This window comes from Variovorax sp. LjRoot175 (genome assembly GCF_964253805.1).
Taxonomy (GTDB): domain Bacteria; phylum Pseudomonadota; class Gammaproteobacteria; order Burkholderiales; family Burkholderiaceae_C; genus Variovorax.
On record NZ_CAXURY020000001.1, the window covers coordinates 4,610,112 to 4,633,605 of the forward strand.

The following is a 23,494-nucleotide window of genomic DNA, read 5'->3' on the forward strand; positions in this document are numbered from 1 at the left end:
CTTCGTGTAGCCTCCTGCCCCCTTCAGGGGGCAGCACCAGCGGCCCGGCAAAGCCGGATCCGCGGTGCTCCCCGAAGGGTTGAGATGGCACACCTAAAGAAGCTGCACGGCGTATGAAGAGTTGTTGCTTGATCAGGCCGTGACCGGCTTGTTGACGACCGCGTGCGGCTCCATGCCCACGTGGGCGTTGTTGCCGCTGCTCGTGAGCTCGACCTGGCGGTCGTGGATCTCGGCCAGCGCGCGCTTGTATTCGTTCGGGAAGACCTTGACGAACTTGGTGCGCGAGACCGCCCAGGTGTCGAGCAGTTCGCGCGCGCGCTTGCTGCCGGTCCAGCGATGGTGGTCTTCCAGGAGCTTCCTGAGCTGCGCCTCGTCGGTCTCGCCGTCGTGCCAGATCTTGCGGTGCACGCTCGCGATCTGCTCGGCGGAGGTCAGCACCTTGTCGAGCGAGACCATCGAGAGGTTGCAGCGCGACGCGAACTGGCCGTCCTCGTCATAGACGAAGGCGACACCGCCGCTCATGCCGGCCGCGAAGTTGCGCCCGGTCTTGCCGAGCACCGCGACCGTGCCGCCGGTCATGTATTCGCAGCCGTGATCGCCAGTGCCTTCGACCACCGCGGTGGCGCCCGACAGGCGCACCGCGAAGCGCTCGCCGGCCACGCCGCACAAGTAGGCCTCGCCGGTGGTCGCGCCGTAGAGCGCGGTGTTGCCGACGATGGTGTTGCGTATCGCTTCACCGCGGAAGTCGAGGCTGGGACGCACCACCACGCGGCCGCCCGAGAGGCCCTTGCCGGTGTAGTCGTTGGCATCGCCGATCAGGTAGAGCGTGATGCCGCGCGCCAGGAAGGCGCCGAAGGACTGGCCGCCCGTGCCTTCGAGCTGGATGCGGATCGAATCGTCAGGCAGGCCTTGCGGATGCACCTTGGTCAGCGCGCCCGAGAGCATGGCGCCGACCGATCGGTTGACGTTGCGCGCCACCTCGATGAACTGCACCTTCTCGCCCTTCTCGATCGCCGGGCGCGACTTCTCGATCAGCTTGTTGTCGAGGCTCTTCGCGAGGCCGTGGTCCTGCGCCTCGACGTGGTAGCGCGGCACGTCGGCCGGCACGTTCGGCTGCGCGAACAGGCGGCTGAAGTCCAGGCCGCGGGCCTTCCAGTGCTCGATGCCCTTCTTGGTGTCGAGCAGGTCGGCGCGGCCGATCAGCTCGTCGAACTTGCGGATGCCCAGCTGCGCCATGATCTGGCGCACTTCCTCGGCAACGAAGAAGAAGTAGTTCACCACATGCTCGGGCTTGCCGGTGAACTTCTTGCGCAGCACCGGGTCCTGCGTGGCCACGCCGACCGGGCAGGTGTTGAGGTGGCACTTGCGCATCATGATGCAGCCCTCGACCACCAGCGGCGCGGTCGCGAAGCCGAACTCATCGGCGCCAAGCAGTGCGCCGATGGCGACGTCGCGGCCGGTCTTCATCTGGCCGTCGGCCTGCACGCGGATGCGCCCGCGCAGGCGGTTGAGCACCAGGGTCTGCTGGGTCTCGGCCAGGCCGATCTCCCACGGGCTGCCCGCGTGCTTGATCGACGACCATGGCGACGCGCCGGTGCCGCCGTCATGGCCCGCGATCACGACGTGGTCGCTCTTGCACTTGGCGACGCCGGCCGCGATCGTGCCGACGCCGACTTCGCTCACCAGCTTGACGCTCACGCTCGCGTGCGGCGCGACGTTCTTCAGGTCGTGGATCAGCTGCGCCAGATCCTCGATCGAATAGATGTCGTGGTGCGGGGGGGGAGAAATGAGGCCCACGCCCGGCACCGAGTAGCGCAGCGCGCCGATGTAGTTGGACACCTTGCCGCCCGGCAGCTGGCCGCCTTCGCCAGGCTTCGCGCCCTGCGCCATCTTGATCTGCAGCTGGTCGGCCGACGAGAGGTACTCGGCGGTGACGCCGAAGCGGCCCGAGGCGACCTGCTTGATCTTCGAACGCAGCGAGTCGCCGTCCTGCAGAGGCAGGTCGACCTCGACGTTGGCTTCGCCGATCACGCTCTTGAGCGTGTCGCCCGCCTTGATCGGGATGCCCTTGAGCTCGTTGCGATAGCGCGCCGGGTCTTCGCCGCCCTCGCCGGTATTGCTCTTGCCGCCGATGCGGTTCATCGCGACGGCGAGCGTCGAATGCGCTTCGGTGCTGATCGAGCCCAGCGACATGGCGCCGGTCGCGAAGCGCTTGACGATCTCGCTCGCCGGCTCGACCTCGTCCACGGAAATCGCCTTGGCCGGATCGATCCTGAACTCGAACAGCCCGCGCAGCGTGAGATGGCGGCGGTTCTGGTCGTTGATGAGCTGCGCGTATTCCTTGTAGGTGTTGAAGTTGTTGGCGCGCGTGCTGTGCTGCAGCTTGGCGATCGCGTCGGGCGTCCACATGTGCTCCTCGCCGCGCGTGCGCCAGGCGTATTCGCCGCCGGCGTCGAGCATGTGGGCGAGCACCGGGTCGTCGCTGAAGGCCGCCTTGTGCATGCGGATGGCTTCCTGCGCGATCTCGAACACGCCGATGCCCTCGACGCGGCTGGCGGTGCCGGTGAAGTACTTGACGATCGTTTCGCTGTTGAGCCCGATGGCTTCGAAGAGCTGCGCGCCGCAGTAGCTCATGTAGGTGCTGACGCCCATCTTCGACATGATCTTGGACAGACCCTTGCCGATCGCCTTGACGTAGTTGTAGATCGCCTTCTCGGCGCTCAGGTCGCCCGACAGGTCTTCATGCATCGCGGCCAGGGTTTCCATCGCGAGGTACGGGTGCACAGCCTCGGCGCCATAGCCCGCCAGCACGCCGAAGTGATGCACCTCGCGCGCCGAGCCGGTCTCGACCACCAGGCCGGCGGTGGTCCGCAGGCCTTCGCGCACCAGGTACTGGTGGATGGCCGACAGCGCCAGCAGCGCGGGGATCGCGATCTGGGTCGGGCTCACCGCGCGGTCGCTCACGATCAGGATGTTGTGGCCGCCCTTGATCGCATCGACCGCTTCGGCGCACAGCGAGGCCAGCTTGGCCTCGACGCCCTCCTCGCCCCAAGCGAGCGGATAGGTGATGTCGAGCGTGTAGCTCTTGAACTTGCCCTGCGTGTATTTGCCGATGTCGCGCAGCTTCGCCATGTCGCCGAAGTCGAGGATCGGCTGGCTCACCTCGAGCCGCATCGGCGGGTTGACCTGGTTGATGTCGAGCAGGTTCGGCTTCGGACCGATGAAGGACACCAGCGACATCACGATCGCCTCGCGGATCGGATCGATCGGCGGGTTCGTGACCTGCGCGAACAGCTGCTTGAAGTAGTTGTAGAGCGGCTTGTTCTTGTTGGACAGCACGGCCAGCGGGCTGTCGTTGCCCATGGAGCCGATGCCCTCCTCGCCGGCCGCGGCCATCGGGCTCATGAGGAACTTGATGTCTTCCTGCGTGTAGCCGAAGGCCTGCTGGCGATCGAGCAGCGCGACCTGGCTCACCGGCGCCTGCACGGCCTCGGCCTCGACGCTGTCGAGCTTGATGCGCAGGTTCTCGATCCACTGCTTGTAGGGCTTGCTGTTCGCGAGGGTGGCCTTGACCTCCTCGTCGTCGATCATGCGGCCTTGTTCCAGGTCGATCAAGAACATCTTGCCGGGCTGCAGGCGCCACTTGCGCACGATCTTCTGCTCGGGCACGGGGAGCACGCCGGATTCGGAGGCCATGATCACCAGGTCGTCGTCGGTCACGCAGTAACGCGAGGGCCGCAGGCCGTTGCGGTCGAGCGTGGCGCCGATCTGGCGGCCGTCGGTGAAGACGATCGAGGCCGGGCCGTCCCAGGGCTCCAGCATCGCGGCGTGGTACTCGTAGAAGGCGCGGCGGCGCGTGTCCATGGTCGCGTGCTGCTCCCAGGGCTCGGGAATCATCATCATCACGGCCTGGCTGATCGGGTAGCCGGCCATCGTGAGCAGTTCGAGGCAGTTGTCGAAAGTAGCGGTGTCGGACTGGTCGGCGAAGCTGATCGGATAGAGCTTCTGCAGATCTGCACCCAGCACCGGCGAGGACATCACGCCTTCGCGCGCCTTCATCCAGTTGTAGTTGCCCTTGACCGTGTTGATCTCGCCGTTGTGCGCGACATAGCGGTACGGGTGGGCCAGCGGCCACTCGGGGAAGGTGTTGGTCGAGAAGCGCTGGTGCACCAGGCCCAGGGCCGAGATGCAGCGCTTGTCCTGCAGGTCGAGGTAGTAGGTGCCGACCTGGTCGGCCAAGAGCAGACCCTTGTAGACCACCGTGCGGCTCGACATGCTCGGAACGTAGTACTCCTTGCTGTGCTTGAGCTTCAGGCGCTGGATGCTGGCACTGGCGGTCTTGCGGATCACGTAGAGCTTGCGCTCCAGCGCGTCCTGCACGATCACGTCGTTGCCGCGGCCGATGAAGACCTGGCGCAGGAGCGGCTCCTTCTTGCGCACGGTCGGCGACATCGGCATCTCGCGATTCACCGGCACGTCGCGCCAGCCCAGCAGCACCTGGCCTTCGGCCTTGATGGCGCGCTCCAACTCCTGCTCGCAGGCCTCGCGGGAAGCATGCTCCTTGGGCAGGAAGATCATGCCGACGCCGTACTCGCCGGGCGGCGGCAGCGTGACGCCCTGCTTGGCCATCTCTTCGCGGTACAACAGATCGGGCAGCTGGATCAGGATGCCGGCGCCGTCGCCCATAAGTTTGTCAGCGCCCACTGCGCCGCGATGGTCCAGATTCTCGAGAATCTTCAAGCCCTGCAGCACGATGGCATGGCTCTTTTCGCCCTTGATGTGGGCCACGAAGCCGACGCCGCAGGCGTCGTGCTCGTCGGCACCGGAGTAAAGGCCGTGTTGTTGGAGATGCTCGATCTCGGCAGCCGTTGTCATGGGCGTGCTCCTTCAATTTTTCGCAGGGAAAAGGAGCATATTGCGTTGCACAAATAATGCCAAACACTTTATTTGGGGTCAGATTCCAATTTCATTCCATACCCATGGGAACAACTTAATTAAGGGACACATCAAAATTGATAGCAAATGAACTGTATCCTGCGCGGGCTCCGGCATTTTTTCGATCAGCTCTGGGCGGCCGGCGGGCGGCCAGGGCGGGCCTTGAGCACACGCCGCGGCGTGGCTTTTTGTAACGACTCCAGAAAGTCGCGATCCCCCACCGCCCAGCCATGCAGCGTGGCCTCGGTCAACTCCGCTTGATCGGTGGCCGGAACGCCCGCGCGCACCAAATCGGCATACGCGGCTTCGCGGGCGAACGGCGTGTTGCCCAGCGCCCAGTACAAAGGATGCGGTGTCAGCAGCTTGTCGTGTCGCAGCCCGGCATAGTGCGCATGGCTCGACCACGGGTAGTCGCGCGCCTCCGCGGCGATGCCGGCCCGCACCGGGTTCAGGTCGATGTAGGCCATGCAGGCCAGCAAGTAGCGATCGGTCTGGATCAGCGTCGACTTGTAGCGCCCTTCCCACAAGGTACCGCTGCGTCCATGCCGGTCGTTGAAGTAGCGCACGTAGCGCCGCCCGATCGCCTGCATCCACTGCGGCAGTCCGTCGGCGCTCGAAGGCGTGGCGAGCAGGTGGAAATGGTTGTCCATCAGCACATAGGCGTGCAAGGCGATGCCGAAGCGCGCGGCGTTCTCGCCCAGCAGGCCCAGCAGCATCTCGCGGTCGGCGCGGTCGATGAAGACGGCTTGGCGGTTGTTCCCGCGCTGGATCACGTGGTGCGGCTGGTCGGCCAGCGTGAGGCGGGGCAGGCGTGCCATGGCGCGGATTCAGCGCATCGATCAGGGCAGGCGAAAGCGCGTCGCCAGCAAGGACTCGAGCCCGAACTGCTCCAGCAGCTCGCGCAGCCGCGCCGCGGCGCTGGCTTTGCGCTGGCCGGTATGGCGCGCGATGATCAGCTCGTTCTTCATGCTGTGCTCCCAGCCCACCAGCTCGGTCACCGTGACCTGGTAGCCGTTCGCCTCCAGGTAGAGGCAGCGCAGCACGTTGGTGAGCTGGCTGCCGATTTCGCGCGTGTGCAGCGGGTGGCGCCAGAGCTCGGCCAGCGGTGTGCGTGACAGCGCCAGCGCCTTGGTCTGCCGCAGGCAGGCGGCAATCTCGGCCTGGCAGCAGGGAACCAGTACCATGAAACGCGCTTCTTTCGCGAGGCCGAAAGCGATCGCATCGTCGGTGGCGGTATCGCAGGCATGCAGCGCGGTCACGATGTCGATCCGCGCCGGCAGTTCGCTGGCGCCGGCAGATTCGGCCACGGTGAGATTGAGGAAGGACATGCGCTCGAAACCGAGCCGTGCAGCAAGCGCGCGCGACCGGTCGACCAGTTCGGCCCGGGTTTCGATGCCGTATACGTGCCCACCGCCGCGCTGGTTGAAGAACAGGTCGTAGATGATGAAACCGAGGTAGGACTTGCCCGCGCCATGGTCGGCCAGCGTGGCCTGGGCGCCCTCGTTCGGCAATTCGTGCAGCAGCTTCTCGATGAACTGGAACAGGTGATAGACCTGCTTGAGCTTGCGGCGCGAATCCTGGTTGAGCCGGCCTTCGCGCGTGAGGATGTGTAGTTCCTTGAGCAACTCGATCGATTGACCGGGCCGCAACTCGCTTTGCAGGTCGGCTTCGGCTTTCGACGCGCGGGCGACGGTCTTGCTGCTCATCGCGCCGCTCCGCCCGGACCGACATCCAGCGCATCCCACCCTGCGGCACCGAGCGCCTCGAGGGTCTGGATATTGCGCCCGAAAATGGCCTCGGCATCCGGGAAGGCTTCGACGGCGCGGCTCACGCTGTCTTCGCGCAGCAGGTGCAGCGTGGGGTACGGCGCACGATTGGTCGCGTTGGTGATGTCCTCGGCCTCCGTGCCGGCGAACTGGTAGTGCGGATGGAAGCTCGCCAGTTGGAACTGGCCGTCGAAACCCGCGCGCATCAGCCGACGCTCAGCGCGCGCCGTGAAATCGTTGAAGTCCAGAAAGTCGGCCAAGGTGTTCGGTGCGATCAAGAGTGTGGTGTCGCGTTCGGAAGGGTCCCGGGCCGCGAGCTCGTGCGCTTCAAGAAGCAGCGCATCGATCAGGTCGGCCTCTTCGCCCGGCAGATAGACGGCATAGTGAATCTGTCCTCGCACATGCACCGCCTTCGCAAAGGGGCACAGGTTGAGACCGATGACCGCGCGCTCGAGCCAGCGTTGCGTGTCGGCCTGCGCCTGTGCTGCCGAAATTGTGGCACCTGTGTTCATGCCGTGCCCGTGCGGGGACTTGAAGGCGACACGCGGGATACGAGGGCCATCCCCGCCAGCGAGCAGGCCAAGGTCACGACCCAGGTCCATTGCCAGCCCCCGCCGCGGTGGGCGATCCAGGCGACGACCGGCGGCGCGATGAACTGCCCCAGCGACGAGGCCTGCTGCATCATCCCCACCGTCGTTGACACGGTGGAAGGCCCGGGCGCCAGCCGGACCGCGAGCATGAAGAGCGTCGCCGGCACCACCCCGCCGCCGAGCGAGAACATGCAGATCGCGAGATAGCGCAGCGCGGGCGGCAGGCTGGCGACATCGGCGGCCTGGCCGATCTGCGCAAAGGCCGCGACGCCGCCGAGCGCCATCACGACGAAGCCCACGCGCAGCAGGCGCTCGGGCGCGATGCCGTGCTGCAGGAAGCGGCCGCCGGCGACGTTGCCGACGATGTTCATCGCCGCCGCGAGCGCTGTCAGCGCTGCGCTCCAGGCATCCGGGACGCCAGCGTCGGTGTAGATGGCGGGCAGGAAGCCGATCACCGCCATCCATTGCGCCGAGTACACCGCGAACGCCAGCGCGAGCGTCCAGGGTCCGCCTGCGCGCACGGTATCGAGCAGGCGTCCCGACCAGTTCTCCGGCGAGATGGCGGCAGGCGATGCCATGCGCTTGTTGTCCGCGGGCACGCCGAGCACGACCCACGCCGCCGCGGCCGCCGACACCAGCGACAGCGCCCACCACCAGCCCGGCCAGCCCGCCCACGCGATGAACGCGGGCCCGAGCAGTAGCGCCAAGGCGACGCCGAGCGGCATGTAGGCGCCCCAAAGACCCATCGCCGCCTTCTCGGTGCTCGGTTGCGACATGGAACGGATCAGCCCGGGCCCCGGCATCACCACCAGGAGAAAGCCGACGCCTTCGAGTGCACGCAGCACCAGCAGCAGGTGAATGGCCTTCGCCCCGCCCTCGCCCGAGCTCCCGACCAGCCCGCCGAGCACGCTTGCGCCTGTGATCACGGCCAGGCCCGCGAGCATGCTGCGGCGCAGGCCGATCGTGTCCGCCGCCAGGCCGACCACGAGGCCGAGGGTCATGCCGGCGACCTGCACCAACGACAGCAGAAAGCCTGCTTCGACCAAGCCGATGCCCAGAGAGGCCTGCAAGGCCGGGACGGCCGGCGCCAGCTTGCCGAGATGCAAGGCGGCCGCGACGCCCGCCACGACCACGGCGAGCGCAGCGGCGGGTATGCGTGCATGCGCTTGGCTGCGGCTCATTCTTCGGTCCACCGCCGTCCAGTGAGGCGCTCGTGTTCCCGCATCGCGAAGCGATCGGTCATGCCGGCGATGTAGTCGGCCACAGCGCGATGCCGGCCCGCACGCTGCGCATAGGAGTCGGGCATCTCTTCGGCGCGGGCCAGATAGGCGGCGAACAGCTCGCGCACGACCTGCTGCGCCCGGTCGGTGGTCTGCGTGACGCGCGGATGCCGGTAGAGATTGCGAAAAAGGAACTGCTTGAGCTCGATGGATTGCGCGCGCATGGCCTCGCTGAAGAGCACCAGCGGCCCGGCCCTGCGCGCGGCGTCGGCATCGGCCGGCGCGGCCGCCTCGAGCGCGGCGCGGGTGGCATCGATCACGTCGTAGACCTGCGCGCTCAGCATCCGGCGGATCGCCTCATAGAGCACGCGCCGCCCCTGCAGTTGCGGATACTCGGCCAGCGCTTCGCGGCGATAGCGGTCGAACAGGCCGACCTCGCTCACGCGCTCGATGCTGATCAGCCCCGACCTCACGCCGTCGTCGATGTCGTGGGCGTTGTAGGCGATCTCGTCCGCGAGGTTGCACAGCTGCGCTTCGAGCGAAGGCTGCGTGCCGTCGCAGAAACGCCGCGCCACGCCGCCCGGCTCGCTCGCCTCGATGCGCTCCGCATTCGTTCGGGAGCAGTGCTTGAGGATGCCTTCACGGGTCTCGAAGCTCAGGTTGAGGCCGTCGTACTGCGGATAGCGGTGTTCGAGTTCGTCCACGACACGCAGGCTCTGCAGGTTGTGCTCGAAGCCCCCGTGCTCCGTCATGCAGGCATTGAGCGCGTCCTGGCCCGCATGGCCGAAAGGCGTGTGGCCGAGGTCGTGCGCCAGCGCGACGGCTTCCACCAGGTCTTCGTTGAGCCGCAGCGCGCGGGCGATCGAACGGCCGAGCTGCGCGACCTCGAGAGAATGGGTCAGGCGGGTGCGAAACAGGTCGCCCTCGTGGTTCAGGAACACCTGGGTCTTGTAGACCAGGCGCCGGAACGCGGTCGAATGCACGATGCGGTCGCGGTCGCGCTGAAAGGCATCGCGCGTGGGCGCAGGCGGCTCGGGATGCCGCCGCCCGCGCGAGCGCGCCGGATCGCTGGCATGGCGCGCCAGGCTCATCGCGAAGCCTTCCGATTCAGGCCGCGCAGCATTGCGCCAGCACCTCGCGCACCATCGCCTCGGGTGCGCTGCGCATGACGGCCGAGCCGGGCTTGTCGATCACGACGAAGCGGATCTCGCCCGCCTCCGACTTCTTGTCGATGCGCATCAGTTCGAGATAGCGCTCCGCGCCGAGCGCAGGCGCGACCACGGGCAGGCCCGCGCGCTCGATCAAGGCCGTGAGACGCTGCACGAAGGCAGCGTCGACGCCACCCAGCCGCTGCGACAGATGCGCGGCCAGGACCATGCCGCAGCCGACTGCCTCGCCATGCAGCCACTGGCCGTAGCCCAGGCCCGACTCGATCGCGTGCCCGAAGGTGTGGCCGAAATTGAGGATCGCCCGCAGGCCGGTTTCGCGCTCGTCCTGCCCCACCACCGCGGCTTTGATCTCGCAGCTGCGCTTGACGGCGTATGCCAGCGCACCCGGTTGTCTGGCCACCAGCGCGTCGATGTTCGACTCGATCCAGTCGAGGAAGCGCATGTCGTAGATGGGGCCGTACTTGATGACCTCGGCCAGGCCGGCGCTGAGTTCGCGCGGCGCCAGCGTACCGAGCGTGGCGAGGTCGCACAGCACCAGTTGCGGCTGATAGAAGGCGCCGATCATGTTCTTGCCGAGCGGGTGATTGATCGCGGTCTTGCCGCCCACCGACGAGTCGACCTGGGCCAGCAAGGTGGTCGGCACCTGCACGAAGGGCACGCCGCGCATGTAGCTCGCTGCGGCGAAGCCGGTCATGTCGCCCACCACCCCGCCGCCGAGCGCGAACAGCACCGTCTTGCGGTCGCAGCCGTGGCCGAGCAGGGCATCGAAGATCAGGTTCAGCGTCTGCCAGTCCTTGTGCGCTTCGCCGTCGGGCAGTTCGAGCACGTGCACGGCATGGAAGCGTCCGGCCAGCGTCCGGCGCAATGCAGCCGCATAGAGCGGCGCCACGGTGGTGTTGGTGACGATCAGGGCCGTGGCGGCTGCGGGTACCGCCGCAAAATTATTCGGTTCGCCGAGCAGGTCGCTGCCGATCAGGATCGGATAGCTGCGTTCGCCGAGCTGGATCTCGACGGATTCGGGGGAGGCAGGCAATCGCATGGCCCCGAGTTTAGGCGCATGCCGCAAGGGCTTGCCTCAGTCCGGTGGGTGGCTCCGGGTTTCGGCGGAGACCGCGCCGGCAAGTTCGAGCTGCATCACGATGATGTTCACCAGCATCGCGACCGAGGGCCGGCCGGTCTCGACCACGTCGTGGGCCGTCTCGCGATAGAACGGGTCGCGCGCACTGTAAAGCTCATGCAGGCGACCCAGGGGATCGGCCACCTGCAGCAGGGGGCGCTTGACGTCGTGGCGCAGCCGCCGGAACAGATCCTCGGGCGAGGATCGCAGGTAGATCACGTGGAAGTGCGTGCGCAGCTGGATCCGGTTGGCCTCCCGCAGTACGGCGCCGCCGCCGGTCGCCACGACGCCATGGGCCGTCGCCGCGAGATCGGCGATCACGGCTTCTTCGACATTGCGGAAGCTTTCTTCGCCTTCGCGTTCGAAGTAGTCGCGGATGGAGCAGCCGATCCGGCGCTCGACCACCTCGTCGCTGTCGATGAAGGGAAGCTGCAGGCGCTGGCCGAGGCGCCGGCCCACTGCTGATTTTCCGGCGCCGGGCAAGCCGACGAGCGCGACCGCCACGCGGTGCTACGAACGCCCGCGCGTTCAGCGCGCGGCGTTGCGGTCGGTAATCATCTTCGGGGTGATAAAGACGAGCATTTCGGTCTTGTTGGCAACGCGATTGCGCGTACGGAACAGCGCCCCGACATAGGGCACTTCACCGAGCACCGGCACGCGCGATTCATCGTTGGTTTCGGTGAGCTCGAAGATACCACCGATGACCACCGTGCCGCCGTTTTCGACCAGCACCTCGGTTTGCACGTGCTTGGTGTTGATCGCGAAACCGGCCGTGGTGGCCTGGCCGACCGTGTCCTTGTTGACGTCGAGCGTCAGGATGATGTTGCCCTCGGGCGTGATCTGCGGCGTGACCTCGAGCTTGAGGTTGGCCTTGCGGAACGCGATCGAGGTGGCGCCGCTGGAGGTGGCGACCTGGTAGGGCAGTTCAGTGCCCTGCTCGATCAATGCCTTGGTCTGGTCTGCAGTCACCACGCGCGGGCTCGACACCACCTTGCCCTTGCCGTCGGCTTCGAGCGCGGAGATTTCCAGGTTCAGCATGCGCGAGAAGCTGGAGTTGAAGAGCGAGATCGCGAAAGTGCCCGGCGCATTGCCGTTGCCGGAAACGCCGGTCGACGGCAGGTTCACGAAGTTCGAATTGGTGAAAGTCGTCAACGCGCTGCCCGTCGTGGTTGCCGTTGCCGGCGTGACGACCGGCATGACGCCGACGTTGCCGAAAATCGGGCGGCCGCTGTTCGAGCCCACCGTACCGCCGGCGACGCCGCCGCCGAGCCGCACGCCCAGGGATTTGCCGAAGGTGTCCGAAGCCTCGACGATGCGCGCCTCGATCAGCACCTGGCGCACGGGGACGTCGAGCTTCTGGATCAGCTCGGCCACCTGCTGGAGACGCGAAGGAATGTCCGAAACGAAGAGCTGGTTGGTGCGCGATTCGGCGATCACGCTGCCGCGCGGGCTCAGGATGCGCGTCGTCGTTCCCGAACCGCCGCCACCGCTCGATGCGCCCGCGCCGGTCAGGCCCTGTGCGATGGCAATGGCCTTGGTGTAGTTCAGCTGGAACGATTGGGTCCGCAGAGGCTCCAGGTTCTGGATGGCAGCCTGGGCTTCGAATTCGAGCTTTTCCTTGGCGTTGATTTCGTCCTTGGGTGCGATCCACAGAACGCTGCCGTTTTTGCGCATGCCCAGGTTCTTCGCCTGCATGATGATGTCCAGTGCCTGGTCCCAGGGCACATCCTTCAGGCGCAAGGTCAGCGCGCCGGTCACCGAGTCCGAGGTCACGATGTTGAAATTCGTGAAGTCGGCGATCACCTGCAGCAGCGAGCGGATTTCGATGTTCTGGAAGTTCAGCGAGAGCTTCTCGCCGCTGTAGCCGGCGCCTTGGGTGAGCTTGGTCGGGTCGACCTTGCGCGGGCGCACTTCGACGACGAACTGGTTCTCGCTCTGGTAGGCACTGTGTTCCCAATCGCCCTTGGGCTCGATGGTCATGCGCACGCGGTCGCCGGACTGCTGCGTCGTCACCAACTGGACGGGCGTGCCGAAGTCCGAAACGTCCAGACGGCGGCGCAGGCCCTCGGGCAGGGTCGACTTGGTGAATTCGACCACCAGGTTCTTGCCTTGCTGGCGAATGTCGACGCCCACCTGGTTGTTGGCCAGGTCGACGATCACGCGGCCGGTGTTGTCCGAGCCCAGGCGGAAATCGACGTCGCGCAAGGGCAAGGTGTCCCGGTTGCGGTTCTCGGCAAATGCGGAAGGCGTGGAAGCAACCAATGCGGCGCCCGGAACGGGCTCCAGCGAAATCAACAAGGACTTGCCCTGGATCTCAGCCTTGTACGCGGTAGCCTGCTTCAGGTTCAGGACCAGGCGCGTGCGTTCACCGGCCTGCACCACGTTGACCGAGCGCAGATTGCCCTGGTTGACGTCGATCGCCGAACGGCCGATGGCATTCGTCACACCCGGGAAATCGAGCGCGATGCGCGCCGGTGTCTGAATCGCGAAGCCGGTTGGCACGGCAGACAGCGGTTGCGTCAGGTCGACCCGAATGACTTCGGCGCCGGATTGCATCGAACTCGTCACCGATTCGATGGCGTTCTGCGCCTGCGCGACGGCGATCGTGCCGAATGCAAGCAGGCTCACGCCAACAGCGCGCAGCCACTGCGCGAACATTGATTTCTTGGAATTCATTTCGACCTCTCTTGCAACTGCAGCGTCGCCACGCGTTCGATCCATTCACCGGCGGCGTCCTGCACGATTTCACGCAAGCCGAGTTCGGTTTCACTGATACGGGTGATGCGCCCGTAGTTGAGTCCCAGATAGTTGCCGACGCGCACTTGGTACAGCAGCTTGTCGACCGTGACCAGGGCCACCGGCTCGCCCTTGCGGTTCATGCTGCCGACCATGGCCATCGAATCGAGCGGGAAAGCCTCGAGGGCCTCCTTGCGGCGAGCCAATTCGGGCGCGATGAGCCCCGACGTGCTCGGCTGGTTCGAGTCGCGCCGCAGAGCCTGCGTCAGCTTCTGCATGTTGAAGGGCTCGAAGGCACTGGCCTCGGTGTAGGCCTGGGGCGTGAACTTCTTCGGCTCCGTGATGGGCGGAACGTTGGGCCGCACTTGCGCCCTCTGCTCCGCCATCCAGCGCTGAAGGTCCTCCTGCTCCGACCCCATGCAACCGCTGAGGCCGACGGCAGCAATGCCGAGCCACAGAAAACCGAGCGTTCTCATTTCTTCTTCGCCCCCGCCGCGGCGCGTTTCTGCGCCGCCTGCTCTTCATCGTCCAGATAGCGGAAGGTCCGCGCCGTGGCATCCAAGGTCAGAGCGCCATCCTTTTGCGGCGTCACCGTCAAGTTGTTCAAGGTCACGATGCGGGAAAGGTTGGCGACGTCCGCGGCGAAGGCGCCCATGTCGTGGTAGCGACCCGTCACCCGCACGGCGATCGGCAGCTCGGCGTAATAGTCCTTCACCGAAACCTGCCCCGGACGGAACAATTCGAACTGGAGACTGCGGCCCAGCCCGGCCTGGTTGATGTCGGAGAGCAATGCGTCCATTTCCGCTTTGCTCGGCAGCTGCTTTTCGAGCAGGGTCACATACTGCTGCACCTGCTCGCGCTGCTTCTTCAGCAAGTCGAGGTTGGCGGCCTGCGCAACCTTCTTCTGATAGTCCGCTTTGAGCGTGACTTCCTTCGCGCGCTCGGCTTCGAGTTCGTCGTTCGAATTGGTGAGCCACACGAACCACAGTGCCACCAGCACCAGGGCCGTGACGGCGACGCACAAGGCGTAGCGCGGCACCGGCGGCCAGACGGATGGGTCGTTCGGATTGAGACCCCGGAACTGATCCCCGAAGCGCTGCGCGGCGGCAGCGATGTCGATCTTTTGGGAAGCGCGCGTTGTTGCCATGATGACGCCTATCCCTTGACTGCAGCCGATGCCGCCGTGGCCGCACCGGCCGCGGCCTTCTGAGCATCCGTGGGCCGCTTGAGGCCGATGCGCATGGTGAAGTTCGCAACCCGGCGCTGGTCACGCGGACTCAGATTGATATTCGCGGACGTGATTTCGACCAGTTCCGGCTTGACCAGCCACGGGCTGTTGTTGCCAAGATTGCGCAGCAGTTCCGACACGCGTTCGTTGGACTGCGCCATGCCTTGAAGCGTGACCGTCTGGTTGTCCTGTTTCATGCTCGTCAGATAGACACCGTCCGGCAGCTGGCGAACGAGCTCGTTGAGCAGATGCACCGGCAGATTCCGATCGCCCTGCAGGTCTTCGACCGCCTGTTGCCGTGCACGCAAGGCCGCAATTTCGGCCTGCAAGGTCGAGATCTCCTTGATCTCCGCTTCGAGCTTGGTGATCTCGGACTGCAGAAAGCTGTTCTTCGCTTGCTGGCTGGAAATCTGAGCCTGGTACCAGAGGAATGCCGCACCTGCGATCAGGCAGCCGAGGACCGCCGAGGCGCCCAAAGTCGCATAGAAGGCCTCTCGCCTGCGCTTGCGCGAAGCCTCCCTGTGCGGGAGCAGATTGATCAGAATCACTGCAGAAACCTCCGCATCGCCAAGCCGCACGATGTCAGATAGGACGGGGCCTCACGGCGCACCTTCTTCTCCCGGATTCCACTGCCGATCTCCATCCCGTCGAAGGGATTGACGAGCGAACAGGCAAATGAAGTCTGCCGCGTCACGGCGCTGGTCAGCCCCGGCAGCGATGCCGAGCCGCCCGCCAGCAACACGTAGTCGACGCGGTTGTGCGGCGTGCTGGTAAAGAAGAACTGCAGCGCCCTGGCGATCTCCTGGGCGATGCTTGCCACGAAGGGCTTCAGCACACCCGAACCGTAGTCGTCGGGCAAATCGCCGCTGCGCTTCTTGGCTTCCGCCTCTTCCGCGGAAAAGCCGTACTGCCGAACGATCAGCTGGGTGAGCTGGGCGCCGCCAAAAGCCTGGTCGCGGTCGTAAAGCACTTCCTGGTTGCGCAAGACCTGCATGCTCGTGGTGAACGCTCCCACCTCGAACAGCGCGACCACGGCATCGCGGCCTTGGCCGGGGAGTTGCTCGATGAGCCGCGCCGTGGCCAAGCGCGAAGCATAGGATTCGACATCGAGAATCATGGCCTTCAGCCCTGCCGCCTCGGCCAAACCTTGGCGGTCCTGCACCTTTTCCTTGCGCGACGCGGCGATCAGAACCTCGACATCGCCTGCTGAATTGGCGCTCTGCCCGATGACGCAAAAGTCCAGGCTCACTTCGTCCAGCGAAAAGGGGATGTATTGATTGGCCTCGGACTCGACCTGGATCTCGAGCTCCTGCTCGCTCATGCCGCCCGGCAGAACGATCTTCTTGGTGATGACGGCCGAAGGCGGCAACGCCAAGGCGGCGTTTTTGGTGCGGGTGCCGCTCTTGCGGACAACGCGCCGCACCGCTTCGGCGACCTCGTCGAATTTCTCGACGTTGCCGTCGGTGATCCATCCCCGTTCCAGAGGCTCGATCGCACAACGCTCCAATACCAGCTTGCCGCTGGCATCGCGGCCGAGCTCGACCAGCTTCACACTGGACGAACTGACGTCCAACCCGAGCAGTGGCGCGGGCTGACGGCGAAACAACGATCCCAAAGCAGTCAAGTTCGATCCCATCCGTTTGTAACGATTGGAAATATTTGCGAGTGGTTGCATGCTAGCAGGAGGTGCACGGGCAACCAAGCGGCGAATCCTCACTCCAGCGACAAGCGTTGTCAAAAGGGGACGTAACAGTACGGTTCTGCAACTTTGGTCACAAATGCGAGTACTTGGGTTTTATGCGCGCCCCCAGAGCCGTCCGAAGGGGTCGCCTTTTTATAATGAGCGCTGACTTCTCCACCTTTCATGCCCGAAAAAACTCGCCCCAACGGGCCCGCCAGAACCCCTCCTCCCGCGCGCCCGGCCTGGCTTTCATGGCTCATGCGCATCGTGCTGTGGGGCTTGGGTATCGCTGCGGCCGCGGCGGCATCCCTGGTCTGTGTGATTGCCGTCGCGCTGGCCGTCGCCTATCCGAACCTGCCGGACATCTCCGAGCTCGCCGACTATCGCCCCAAGCTGCCACTGCGGGTTTTTTCCTCGGAAGGCACTCTGATCGGCGAATTCGGCGAAGAGCGCCGCAACCTCACCCCGATCGCGACCATCCCGAAGATGATGAAGGACGCCGTGCTGGCGGCGGAGGATGCGCGCTTCTACGACCACGGCGGGGTTGATTACAAGGGCCTGGTCCGCGCCGGCCTGGCCAATATGAATCGCGTCAAGAGCCAGGGCGCCTCCACCATCACCATGCAGGTGGCGCGCAATGTCTACCTGAGCTCGGAAAAAACGCTGACCCGCAAGATCTACGAGGTGCTGCTGACCTTCAAGCTCGAGCACCTGCTCTCCAAGGACCAGATCTTCGAGATCTATCTGAACCAGATCTATCTCGGCAACCGGGCCTACGGTTTCGCGGCGGCATCCGAAGCCTATTTCGGCAAGCCCCTCAAGGACATCACGATCGCCCAGGCGGCGATGCTGGCCGGGCTGCCGAAGGCGCCCGGCGCCAACAACCCGGTCAACAACCCTGCTCGTGCACGAGGGCGCCAGCTCTATGTGATCGACCGCATGCAGGAAGCCGGCTTCATCACGGCCGAACAGGCAGCAGAAGCCAAGAAGGAAGAGCTGCACCTGCGCGACGCCGCGGATCCGACGCGGCTGCATGCCGAATACGTGGCCGAAACCGTGCGCCAGCTGATGTACGCACAGTACGGCGACAGCACCTACACGCGCGGCCTCAAGGTCTATACCACGCTGGTGGCCGCCGACCAGGCCGCCGCGTATCGCGCTTTGCGCAAAGGCATCATGGACTACGAGCGCCGCCAGATCTATCGCGGCCCCGAGAAGTTCGTCGACCTGCCCGCCGATCCCAAGGAGCTCGACGAGGCAGTCGACGACGCCCTGGCCGATCATCCGGACAATGGCGATGTGATGTCAGCCGTGGTGCTCAGGGTCAGCGCCAAGGAAATCAACGCCGTGCGCGGCAACGGCGACACGCTGCAGATCATCGGCGACGGCCTGCGGCCCGCGCAGTCCGGGCTCTCGGACAAGGCGCCGCCCAACATCAGGATCCGTCGCGGCGCGGTGATCCGTGTCGTGAAGACCCCGAAGAACACCTGGGAGATCACCCAGCTGCCCGAGGTCGAGGGTGCTTTCATCGCGCTCGACCCGCGCGACGGCGCGGTCAAGGCCATGGTCGGCGGCTTCGACTTCGACAAGAACAAGTTCAACCACGTCACGCAGGCCTGGCGCCAGCCGGGTTCGAGCTTCAAGCCCTTCATCTACTCGGCCGCGCTCGAGAAGGGCTTCACGCCCGGCACGGTCGTCAACGATGCGCCGCTCTTCTTCGATGCCGGCACCACCGGCGGACAACCGTGGGAGCCCAAGAACTACGACGGCACTTTCGAAGGACCGATGTCGCTGCGCCGCGCGCTCGCCCGCTCCAAGAACATGGTGTCGATCCGCGTGCTGCAGTCGATCGGCACGCGCTACGCGCAGGACTGGATCAGCAACTTCGGCTTCGAGCGCGAGAAGCATCCCGCCTACCTGCCGATGGCGCTGGGCGCCGGATCGGTCACGCCGATGCAGATGGCCACCGCCTACTCGGTGTTCGCCAATGGCGGCTACCGCGTCAATCCCTACCTCGTGACGCGCATCACCGATCACAAGGACAAGGTCCTGGTGGAGACGCAGCCTCCGCTGCTCAACGAAGCCATGCGCGCGATTCCCCAGCGCAATGCCTTCATCATGGACAGCCTGCTGCAGGAGGTGGCGCGCAGCGGCACGGCCGCCAAGGCGCAAGCCACGCTGAAGCGCCCCGACCTCTACGGCAAGACCGGCACCACCAACGACTCGCTGGACGCATGGTTCGCCGGCTTCCAGCCCACGATGGCCGCGGTGGCGTGGATGGGCTACGACACACCGCGCAAGCTCGGCGATCGCGAGACCGGCGGCGGCCTGAGCCTGCCCATCTGGATCAGCTTCATGGAGACCGCCATCAAGGGCGTGCCGGTGGCCGAATTGAACACGGCGCCGTCCGGCGTGGTCAACGTCGGCGGCGAGTGGTACTACGACGACTATGCACCGGGCCGAGGCGTCGCGACCCTGGGCGTCGAGGCCGGCCCGACGCCGCCGGCCGAAGCGATCTCGGGCGTGCCAGTCAGTCCGGCGCCGCCGCCGGAAGAGCGCAACCGCATCCTCGAGTTCTTCCGCAACTGATCGTCAGCCGGCCACGAACTGCAAGGGCTGCCCGGCTTGCGCAGTCGCTTCGCGCGACAGGTTGCCGAAGAGCTCTTCCCCGGTCTTGGTGTCGACCCACGCACGGCCGTCGTGCCGGTAGTGGTAGCCGCCGGACTTGGCCGCCAGCCAGATTTCACGCAACGGCGGCTGCAGGTTGACGACCAACTGGCTACGGTTGCGAAAGGTGATCGTGATCATGCCGCCCACGCGCTGGTTGTCGATATCGGCGTCGGTCGCGTCGTTGATGCGGTCGCAGCTGCGCTCGATGGCGGCCAGCGCCGCTTCCGCGCGGTTCATGTACTCGGGGTCGGTCATTACAGTTCTTGTACCTTCGCGCTCAGGCGCTTCATGAGGGGTCTCGTAGCGGGCTTTCCGGCACCGCTTCCGAGCACGATATTGCCGTGAATCCGAATCCGTCGTGCAGCAGTGGGCTTGGCAATCGCAATTCGACGGTGACCAAGCCATGCCACCGGGCCTGACGAGCGGGCGTTACAGCCGGCCCGCCTGGATGTCTGCCCGTAGGGCGTCGTTCGCTCGCGTCTGCCAGCCCGGGCCGGAGGCCTTGAGCGCCTCCAGCACGTCCGCATCGAAGCGGATGGTGGTGGACACCTTGACATCCGCCTTCACGCTGCCTGCCGGTCGGCCACGCTTGCGCGCAGCGATCTGTGCCGGCGTATGCACAGCGGCATGTTCGCCGCGCTTCATTTCGTCGATGGACTTGAGCAGATCTTGCTCGAACTGCATCACGTCGGGGTCTTTGATCTTAGGCATTGATCGCCTCCTTCAGTTTCACCAGAAAGGCCGGAGCAATGTTGTCGAGCTTGGCCTTCGTATAGACCAGCAACAACACGAGATCGCCCTGGTCGTTGCGGTTGAAATAGATCACGCGGGCGCCGCCGCGCTTCCCCATGCCGGGACGGGTCCAACGGACCTTGCGCAGACCGCCAGTGCCCTTGATGACGTCGCCGGACTCTGCGTTCGCAGCGATCCATCCCACGAAATCCAGCCGCTCTTCCTCAGACCAAACTTCGGCAGCGAGGCGCTGGAACGTAGGCGTTTCGATCACTGTGAACAGTGAATTTATTGTAGTAACAAATAAAACCCGACGCAAGGATTATTTGTTACTACAACAAATATGCTCAACCGCCACTTGACCCGGTGCACTGGTTGGAACCCCCGAAGGTCAGGCGGTCCGCCAAGCGACCAATGGTCGAAACGTACAATTTCACCATGTTGAATGTTCATCAAATTCTAGTGAGCGCGATTGGCCTCGCAATCGTTGGGGTCGCGCTGACCGGCTGCGGCCAGAAGGGCCCGCTCTATCTTCCGACCGATCCGGCCGCAAAGAATCGCGCCACGCTGCCGGGTTTGCTGATTCCCGAATCGTCGCGCAACGAGCCCGCCAATTCGCCCGCACAGGCGCCGGCAACGACCGAAGGAACGAAGTGAGCAGCGACCCGCGCCTTCCGGGACATCCCCACATCGCACGCAAGAACGGCACCTTGCACGTCGAAGGCGTGCCGCTTTCGACCCTGGCGCGCGAGCATGGCACGCCGCTGTTCGTCTATTCGAAGCAATGGATGCTCGATGCGCTCGGCGCCTACCAGCGCGGCTTCGAAGGCCGCGACGCGCTGGTCTGCTATGCCATCAAGGCCAACTCCTCGCTGGGCGTGCTGCGCGTCTTTGCCGAAGCGGGCTGCGGCTTCGACATCGTCTCCGGCGGCGAGCTCGCGCGCGTGCTCGCCGCGGGCGCCGACCCTGCCAAGGTGATCTTCTCCGGCGTCGGCAAGACGAAGAGCGAAATGCGCCAGGCGCTCGCGGCCGGCATCGGCTGCTTCAATGTGGAAAGCGAGGCCGAGATCGATGTGCTCAACGCCGTCGCGCTCGAAGAAGGCCGGCGCGCATCGATCAGCGTGCGCATCAATCCCAACGTCGACCCGAAAACGCATCCCTACATCTCGACCGGCCTCAAGGGCAACAAGTTCGGCGTGGCGCACGACCGCGCGGTCGCGATCTACCAGCACGCCGCGTCGTTGAAGGGGCTGCAGATCGTCGGCATCGACTGCCACATCGGTTCGCAGATCACCGACGCCTCGCCCTACCTCGAAGCGCTGGAGCGCGTGCTCGACCTGGTCGAGGCGATCGAGAAGGCCGGCATTGCGCTGCATCACCTCGACTTCGGAGGCGGGCTGGGCATCGACTACAACGGCGACACGCCGCCGGCGGCCGATGCGCTGTGGCAGCAGCTGCTCGCGCGCCTCGATGCGCGCGGCTTCGGACGGCGCCGACTCATCGTCGAGCCCGGACGTTCGCTGGTCGGCAACGCCGGGGTTTGCGTGACGGAAGTGCTCTACACCAAGCCGGGCGAGGACAAGAACTTCTGCATCGTCGATGCGGCGATGAACGATCTGCCGCGGCCCGCGATGTACCAGGCTTTTCACCGAATCGTTCCGGTGGCTGAGCGCCAGGGCGAGACCGTCAGCTACGACGTCGTGGGCCCGGTCTGCGAGAGCGGTGACTGGATCGGCCGCGACCGCGCGCTGGCGGTGGAAGCAGGCGACCTGCTGGCCGTGCTTTCGGCCGGCGCCTACTCCATGGCCATGGCGAGCAACTACAACACGCGCGGGCGTGCCGCCGAAGTGCTGGTCAGCGGTGAGCGTGCCGCCTTGATCCGCCGGCGTGAAAGCATCGAAGACCAGCTGCGCAGCGAACAGCTCAGCGACTGACCGAGCGCAGCGCAGGGCGCTGCACCCTCTTCTTGCCGCTCGCGAAGTTCCAGACGCGCCAGCCCAGCAGCAGCGCGATGATCGCGGCATAGACGAACACTTCCGCGAAGTCGTTCTTGCCCGCGCGCATCCAGAAGAAGTGCAGCAGGCCCAGCCCGGCGATCACATAGACCAGCTTGTGCAGCGTCTGCCAGCGCTTCGCGCCCAGCGCCTTGATGGCCCGGTTGAACGAGGTCGCGGCCAGCGGCGTGAGCAGCACGAAAGCCGAGAAGCCCACCAGGATGAACGGGCGCTTCGCGATGTCCTTGGCGATCTCCGGAACGTCGAAGCCCATGTCGAACCAGCTGTAGCTCAGCAGATGGACCACGACATAGAAATAGGCGAACAAGCCCAGCATGCGGCGAAAGCGCGCCAGCGCATTGGTCTTGGTGATCACCCGCAGCGGCGTCACGGCGAGCACGATGCAGATGAAGCGCAGCGTCCAGTCGCCGGTCGAGCGGATCAGGTACTCGGCGGGATTGGCGCCCAGGCCATCGGTGAACGCACCGTAGACCAGCCATGCGAAGGGCAGCAATGAGAGCACGAACACCAGCGGCTTGGCCGCCGGGTGCATCAGAAGCTTGTTCACGAAGCCGCCGCCGGGCCGCCCCAAGGCGGCCTGCGCCCCCTTCGGGGGCAGCGAGGACACGCCAGTGCCGAGCATGGGGGCAGCCATTTCAATAGAACTTCTTGAGGTCCATGCCAGCATAGAGCTGGCCGACCTGGGGCTCGTAGCCGTTGAAGATCTGCGTCTTGTGGCGCTTGGCGAACAAGCCCCCGCCGTCGCCGATGCGCCGCTCGGTCGCCTGGCTCCAGCGCGGATGATCGACGTTCGGGTTCACGTTCGAATAGAAGCCGTATTCCTGCGCCGCGGCCTTGTTCCAGGCCGTGCCGGGTTCCTTCTCGACAAAGCGGATCTTGACGATCGACTTGCCGCTCTTGAAGCCGTACTTCCAGGGCACGACGATGCGAACCGGCGCGCCGTTCTGGTTGGGCAGCACTTCGCCGTACATGCCGAAAGTCAGCAGCGTGAGCGGGTGCATTGCTTCGTCCAAGCGCAAGCCCTCGACGTAGGGCCAGTCGAGCACGCGCGAGCCGACGAAGGGCATGGTCTTGGGATCGGCCAGCGTGACGAATTCCACGTACTTGGCGTTGCCCTGCGGCTCGACCTTCTTGATGAGTTCGGCCAGCGAGTAACCGACCCACGGAATCACCATCGACCAGCCTTCGACGCAACGCAAGCGGTAGATCCGTTCTTCCTGCGCGCTGAGCTTGATCAGGTCCTCGATGTCGTACTTGCCCGGCTTCTTGACCAGGCCTTCGACCTCGACGGTCCAGGGCCGGGTCTTCAGGGTGCCGGCGTTCTTGGCCGGATCTGCCTTGTCGGTGCCGAACTCGTAGTAGTTGTTGTAGCTCGTCGCGTCCTTGTAGTCGGTGAGCTTTTCCATGGTCTGCGCACCCGGCACCGCCGACTTCGCGCCCTTCAGCGCCGCCAGCTTGCCCGGCGCGGTGGCCTGCGCCAGGGCGTCGCGCGCGGCCCACGAGGCCAGGGCCGCTCCGGCGACGCCGCTCGCCAGCAGCTTGAGCATGTCGCGCCGCCCTTCGTAGACGCTGCGCGGCGTGATCTCGCTGGAATGCGGGTGAATGAAGCCCTTGTCGCGGGAGTGAATCAACATG

Annotated in this window: 21 protein-coding genes; 3 read left to right on the plus strand and 18 right to left on the minus strand. The window is 65.4% G+C overall.

The genetic code is table 11. From position 1 onward, the window contains the following. Window positions 1-132: 132 nt before the first annotated feature. The 13 genes from ACSQ89_RS23015 to ACSQ89_RS23075 form a co-directional block, all read right to left on the minus strand. Window positions 133-4,875 carry a glutamate synthase-related protein gene (locus tag ACSQ89_RS23015; RefSeq protein ID WP_436296449.1) on the minus strand — a complete coding sequence of 1,581 codons (4,743 nt, stop codon included), beginning with the start codon at window positions 4,873-4,875 and terminating at the stop codon, window positions 133-135. Window positions 4,876-5,060: 185 nt separating this feature from the next. Then, the gene (locus tag ACSQ89_RS23020; RefSeq protein WP_436296450.1) at window positions 5,061-5,753 is read right to left on the minus strand and encodes a transposase; all 693 of its coding nucleotides are present in this window, start codon (window positions 5,751-5,753) and stop codon (window positions 5,061-5,063) included. 21 nt (window positions 5,754-5,774) lie between these two features. Beyond that, window positions 5,775-6,641 (minus strand): class I SAM-dependent methyltransferase, encoded by an 867-nt coding sequence (locus tag ACSQ89_RS23025; protein ID WP_436293286.1) that lies wholly within the window; start codon window positions 6,639-6,641, stop codon window positions 5,775-5,777. Further along, on the minus strand, window positions 6,638-7,213 hold the full coding sequence (locus ACSQ89_RS23030; RefSeq protein WP_436293285.1) for a DUF1415 domain-containing protein: 576 nt from the start codon (window positions 7,211-7,213) through the stop codon (window positions 6,638-6,640). The genes ACSQ89_RS23025 and ACSQ89_RS23030 overlap by 4 nt, the downstream gene beginning before the upstream one ends. After that, window positions 7,210-8,472: an MFS transporter gene (locus ACSQ89_RS23035; protein ID WP_436296451.1), complete on the minus strand. Its 1,263-nt coding sequence runs from the start codon at window positions 8,470-8,472 to the stop codon at window positions 7,210-7,212. Before ACSQ89_RS23035 ends, ACSQ89_RS23030 begins: the two co-directional genes overlap by 4 nt. After that, entirely contained in the window at window positions 8,469-9,602 is a 1,134-nt protein-coding gene (locus ACSQ89_RS23040) for a deoxyguanosinetriphosphate triphosphohydrolase (RefSeq protein WP_093105597.1), read from the minus strand. Before ACSQ89_RS23040 ends, ACSQ89_RS23035 begins: the two co-directional genes overlap by 4 nt. Window positions 9,603-9,618: 16 nt before the next feature. After that, the gene (aroB, locus tag ACSQ89_RS23045; protein WP_436296452.1) at window positions 9,619-10,719 is read right to left on the minus strand and encodes a 3-dehydroquinate synthase; all 1,101 of its coding nucleotides are present in this window, start codon (window positions 10,717-10,719) and stop codon (window positions 9,619-9,621) included. Between the two features lie 36 nt (window positions 10,720-10,755). Continuing rightward, window positions 10,756-11,301, minus strand: a complete 546-nt coding sequence (locus ACSQ89_RS23050; RefSeq protein ID WP_436293281.1) for a shikimate kinase — start codon at window positions 11,299-11,301, stop codon at window positions 10,756-10,758. A gap of 24 nt (window positions 11,302-11,325) precedes the next feature. Beyond that, entirely contained in the window at window positions 11,326-13,473 is a 2,148-nt protein-coding gene (pilQ, locus tag ACSQ89_RS23055) for a type IV pilus secretin PilQ (protein WP_436296453.1), read from the minus strand. Beyond that, window positions 13,470-14,009, minus strand: a complete 540-nt coding sequence (locus ACSQ89_RS23060) for a pilus assembly protein PilP (protein ID WP_436293280.1) — start codon at window positions 14,007-14,009, stop codon at window positions 13,470-13,472. The genes pilQ and ACSQ89_RS23060 overlap by 4 nt, the downstream gene beginning before the upstream one ends. Further along, window positions 14,006-14,680, minus strand: a complete 675-nt coding sequence (locus ACSQ89_RS23065; protein WP_093105584.1) for a type 4a pilus biogenesis protein PilO — start codon at window positions 14,678-14,680, stop codon at window positions 14,006-14,008. The genes ACSQ89_RS23060 and ACSQ89_RS23065 overlap by 4 nt, the downstream gene beginning before the upstream one ends. Window positions 14,681-14,688: 8 nt before the next feature. After that, window positions 14,689-15,309, minus strand: coding sequence for a PilN domain-containing protein (locus ACSQ89_RS23070; RefSeq protein ID WP_093105581.1), 621 nt, complete (start codon window positions 15,307-15,309; stop codon window positions 14,689-14,691). Further along, the gene (locus ACSQ89_RS23075) at window positions 15,306-16,385 is read right to left on the minus strand and encodes a pilus assembly protein PilM (RefSeq protein ID WP_093106143.1); all 1,080 of its coding nucleotides are present in this window, start codon (window positions 16,383-16,385) and stop codon (window positions 15,306-15,308) included. Before ACSQ89_RS23075 ends, ACSQ89_RS23070 begins: the two co-directional genes overlap by 4 nt. A gap of 240 nt (window positions 16,386-16,625) precedes the next feature. On the opposite strand from ACSQ89_RS23075, the gene ACSQ89_RS23080 reads away from it, so the two are divergent. After that, window positions 16,626-19,031 (plus strand): penicillin-binding protein 1A, encoded by a 2,406-nt coding sequence (locus ACSQ89_RS23080; protein WP_436296454.1) that lies wholly within the window; start codon window positions 16,626-16,628, stop codon window positions 19,029-19,031. A 3-nt stretch (window positions 19,032-19,034) separates the two neighbouring features. On the opposite strand, the gene cyaY is transcribed toward ACSQ89_RS23080, so the two are convergent. The 3 genes from cyaY to ACSQ89_RS23095 form a co-directional block, all read right to left on the minus strand. Next, window positions 19,035-19,367 (minus strand): iron donor protein CyaY, encoded by a 333-nt coding sequence (gene cyaY, locus ACSQ89_RS23085; protein WP_436293278.1) that lies wholly within the window; start codon window positions 19,365-19,367, stop codon window positions 19,035-19,037. Window positions 19,368-19,541: 174 nt separating this feature from the next. Further along, entirely contained in the window at window positions 19,542-19,823 is a 282-nt protein-coding gene (locus tag ACSQ89_RS23090; RefSeq protein WP_436293277.1) for a BrnA antitoxin family protein, read from the minus strand. Continuing rightward, on the minus strand, window positions 19,816-20,118 hold the full coding sequence (locus ACSQ89_RS23095; RefSeq protein ID WP_436293276.1) for a hypothetical protein: 303 nt from the start codon (window positions 20,116-20,118) through the stop codon (window positions 19,816-19,818). The genes ACSQ89_RS23090 and ACSQ89_RS23095 overlap by 8 nt, the downstream gene beginning before the upstream one ends. A gap of 140 nt (window positions 20,119-20,258) precedes the next feature. Between ACSQ89_RS23095 and lptM the strand changes: the two genes are divergently transcribed. Together lptM and lysA are read left to right on the plus strand one after the other, a co-directional pair. Beyond that, a complete protein-coding gene (gene lptM, locus ACSQ89_RS23100) occupies window positions 20,259-20,501 on the plus strand; it encodes an LPS translocon maturation chaperone LptM (RefSeq protein ID WP_436293275.1) in 243 nt (80 codons plus the stop codon). Continuing rightward, window positions 20,498-21,778 (plus strand): diaminopimelate decarboxylase, encoded by a 1,281-nt coding sequence (gene lysA / locus ACSQ89_RS23105; RefSeq protein WP_093105574.1) that lies wholly within the window; start codon window positions 20,498-20,500, stop codon window positions 21,776-21,778. The genes lptM and lysA overlap by 4 nt, the downstream gene beginning before the upstream one ends. Here lysA and ACSQ89_RS23110 read toward each other — a convergent pair. Next, window positions 21,768-22,406 (minus strand): sulfite oxidase heme-binding subunit YedZ, encoded by a 639-nt coding sequence (locus ACSQ89_RS23110; RefSeq protein ID WP_436293399.1) that lies wholly within the window; start codon window positions 22,404-22,406, stop codon window positions 21,768-21,770. The two genes, lysA and ACSQ89_RS23110, sit on opposite strands and share 11 nt — an antisense overlap. Window positions 22,407-22,494: 88 nt before the next feature. Beyond that, window positions 22,495-23,493, minus strand: coding sequence for a protein-methionine-sulfoxide reductase catalytic subunit MsrP (msrP, locus tag ACSQ89_RS23115; protein WP_436293274.1), 999 nt, complete (start codon window positions 23,491-23,493; stop codon window positions 22,495-22,497). Window position 23,494: the final 1 nt, after the last annotated feature.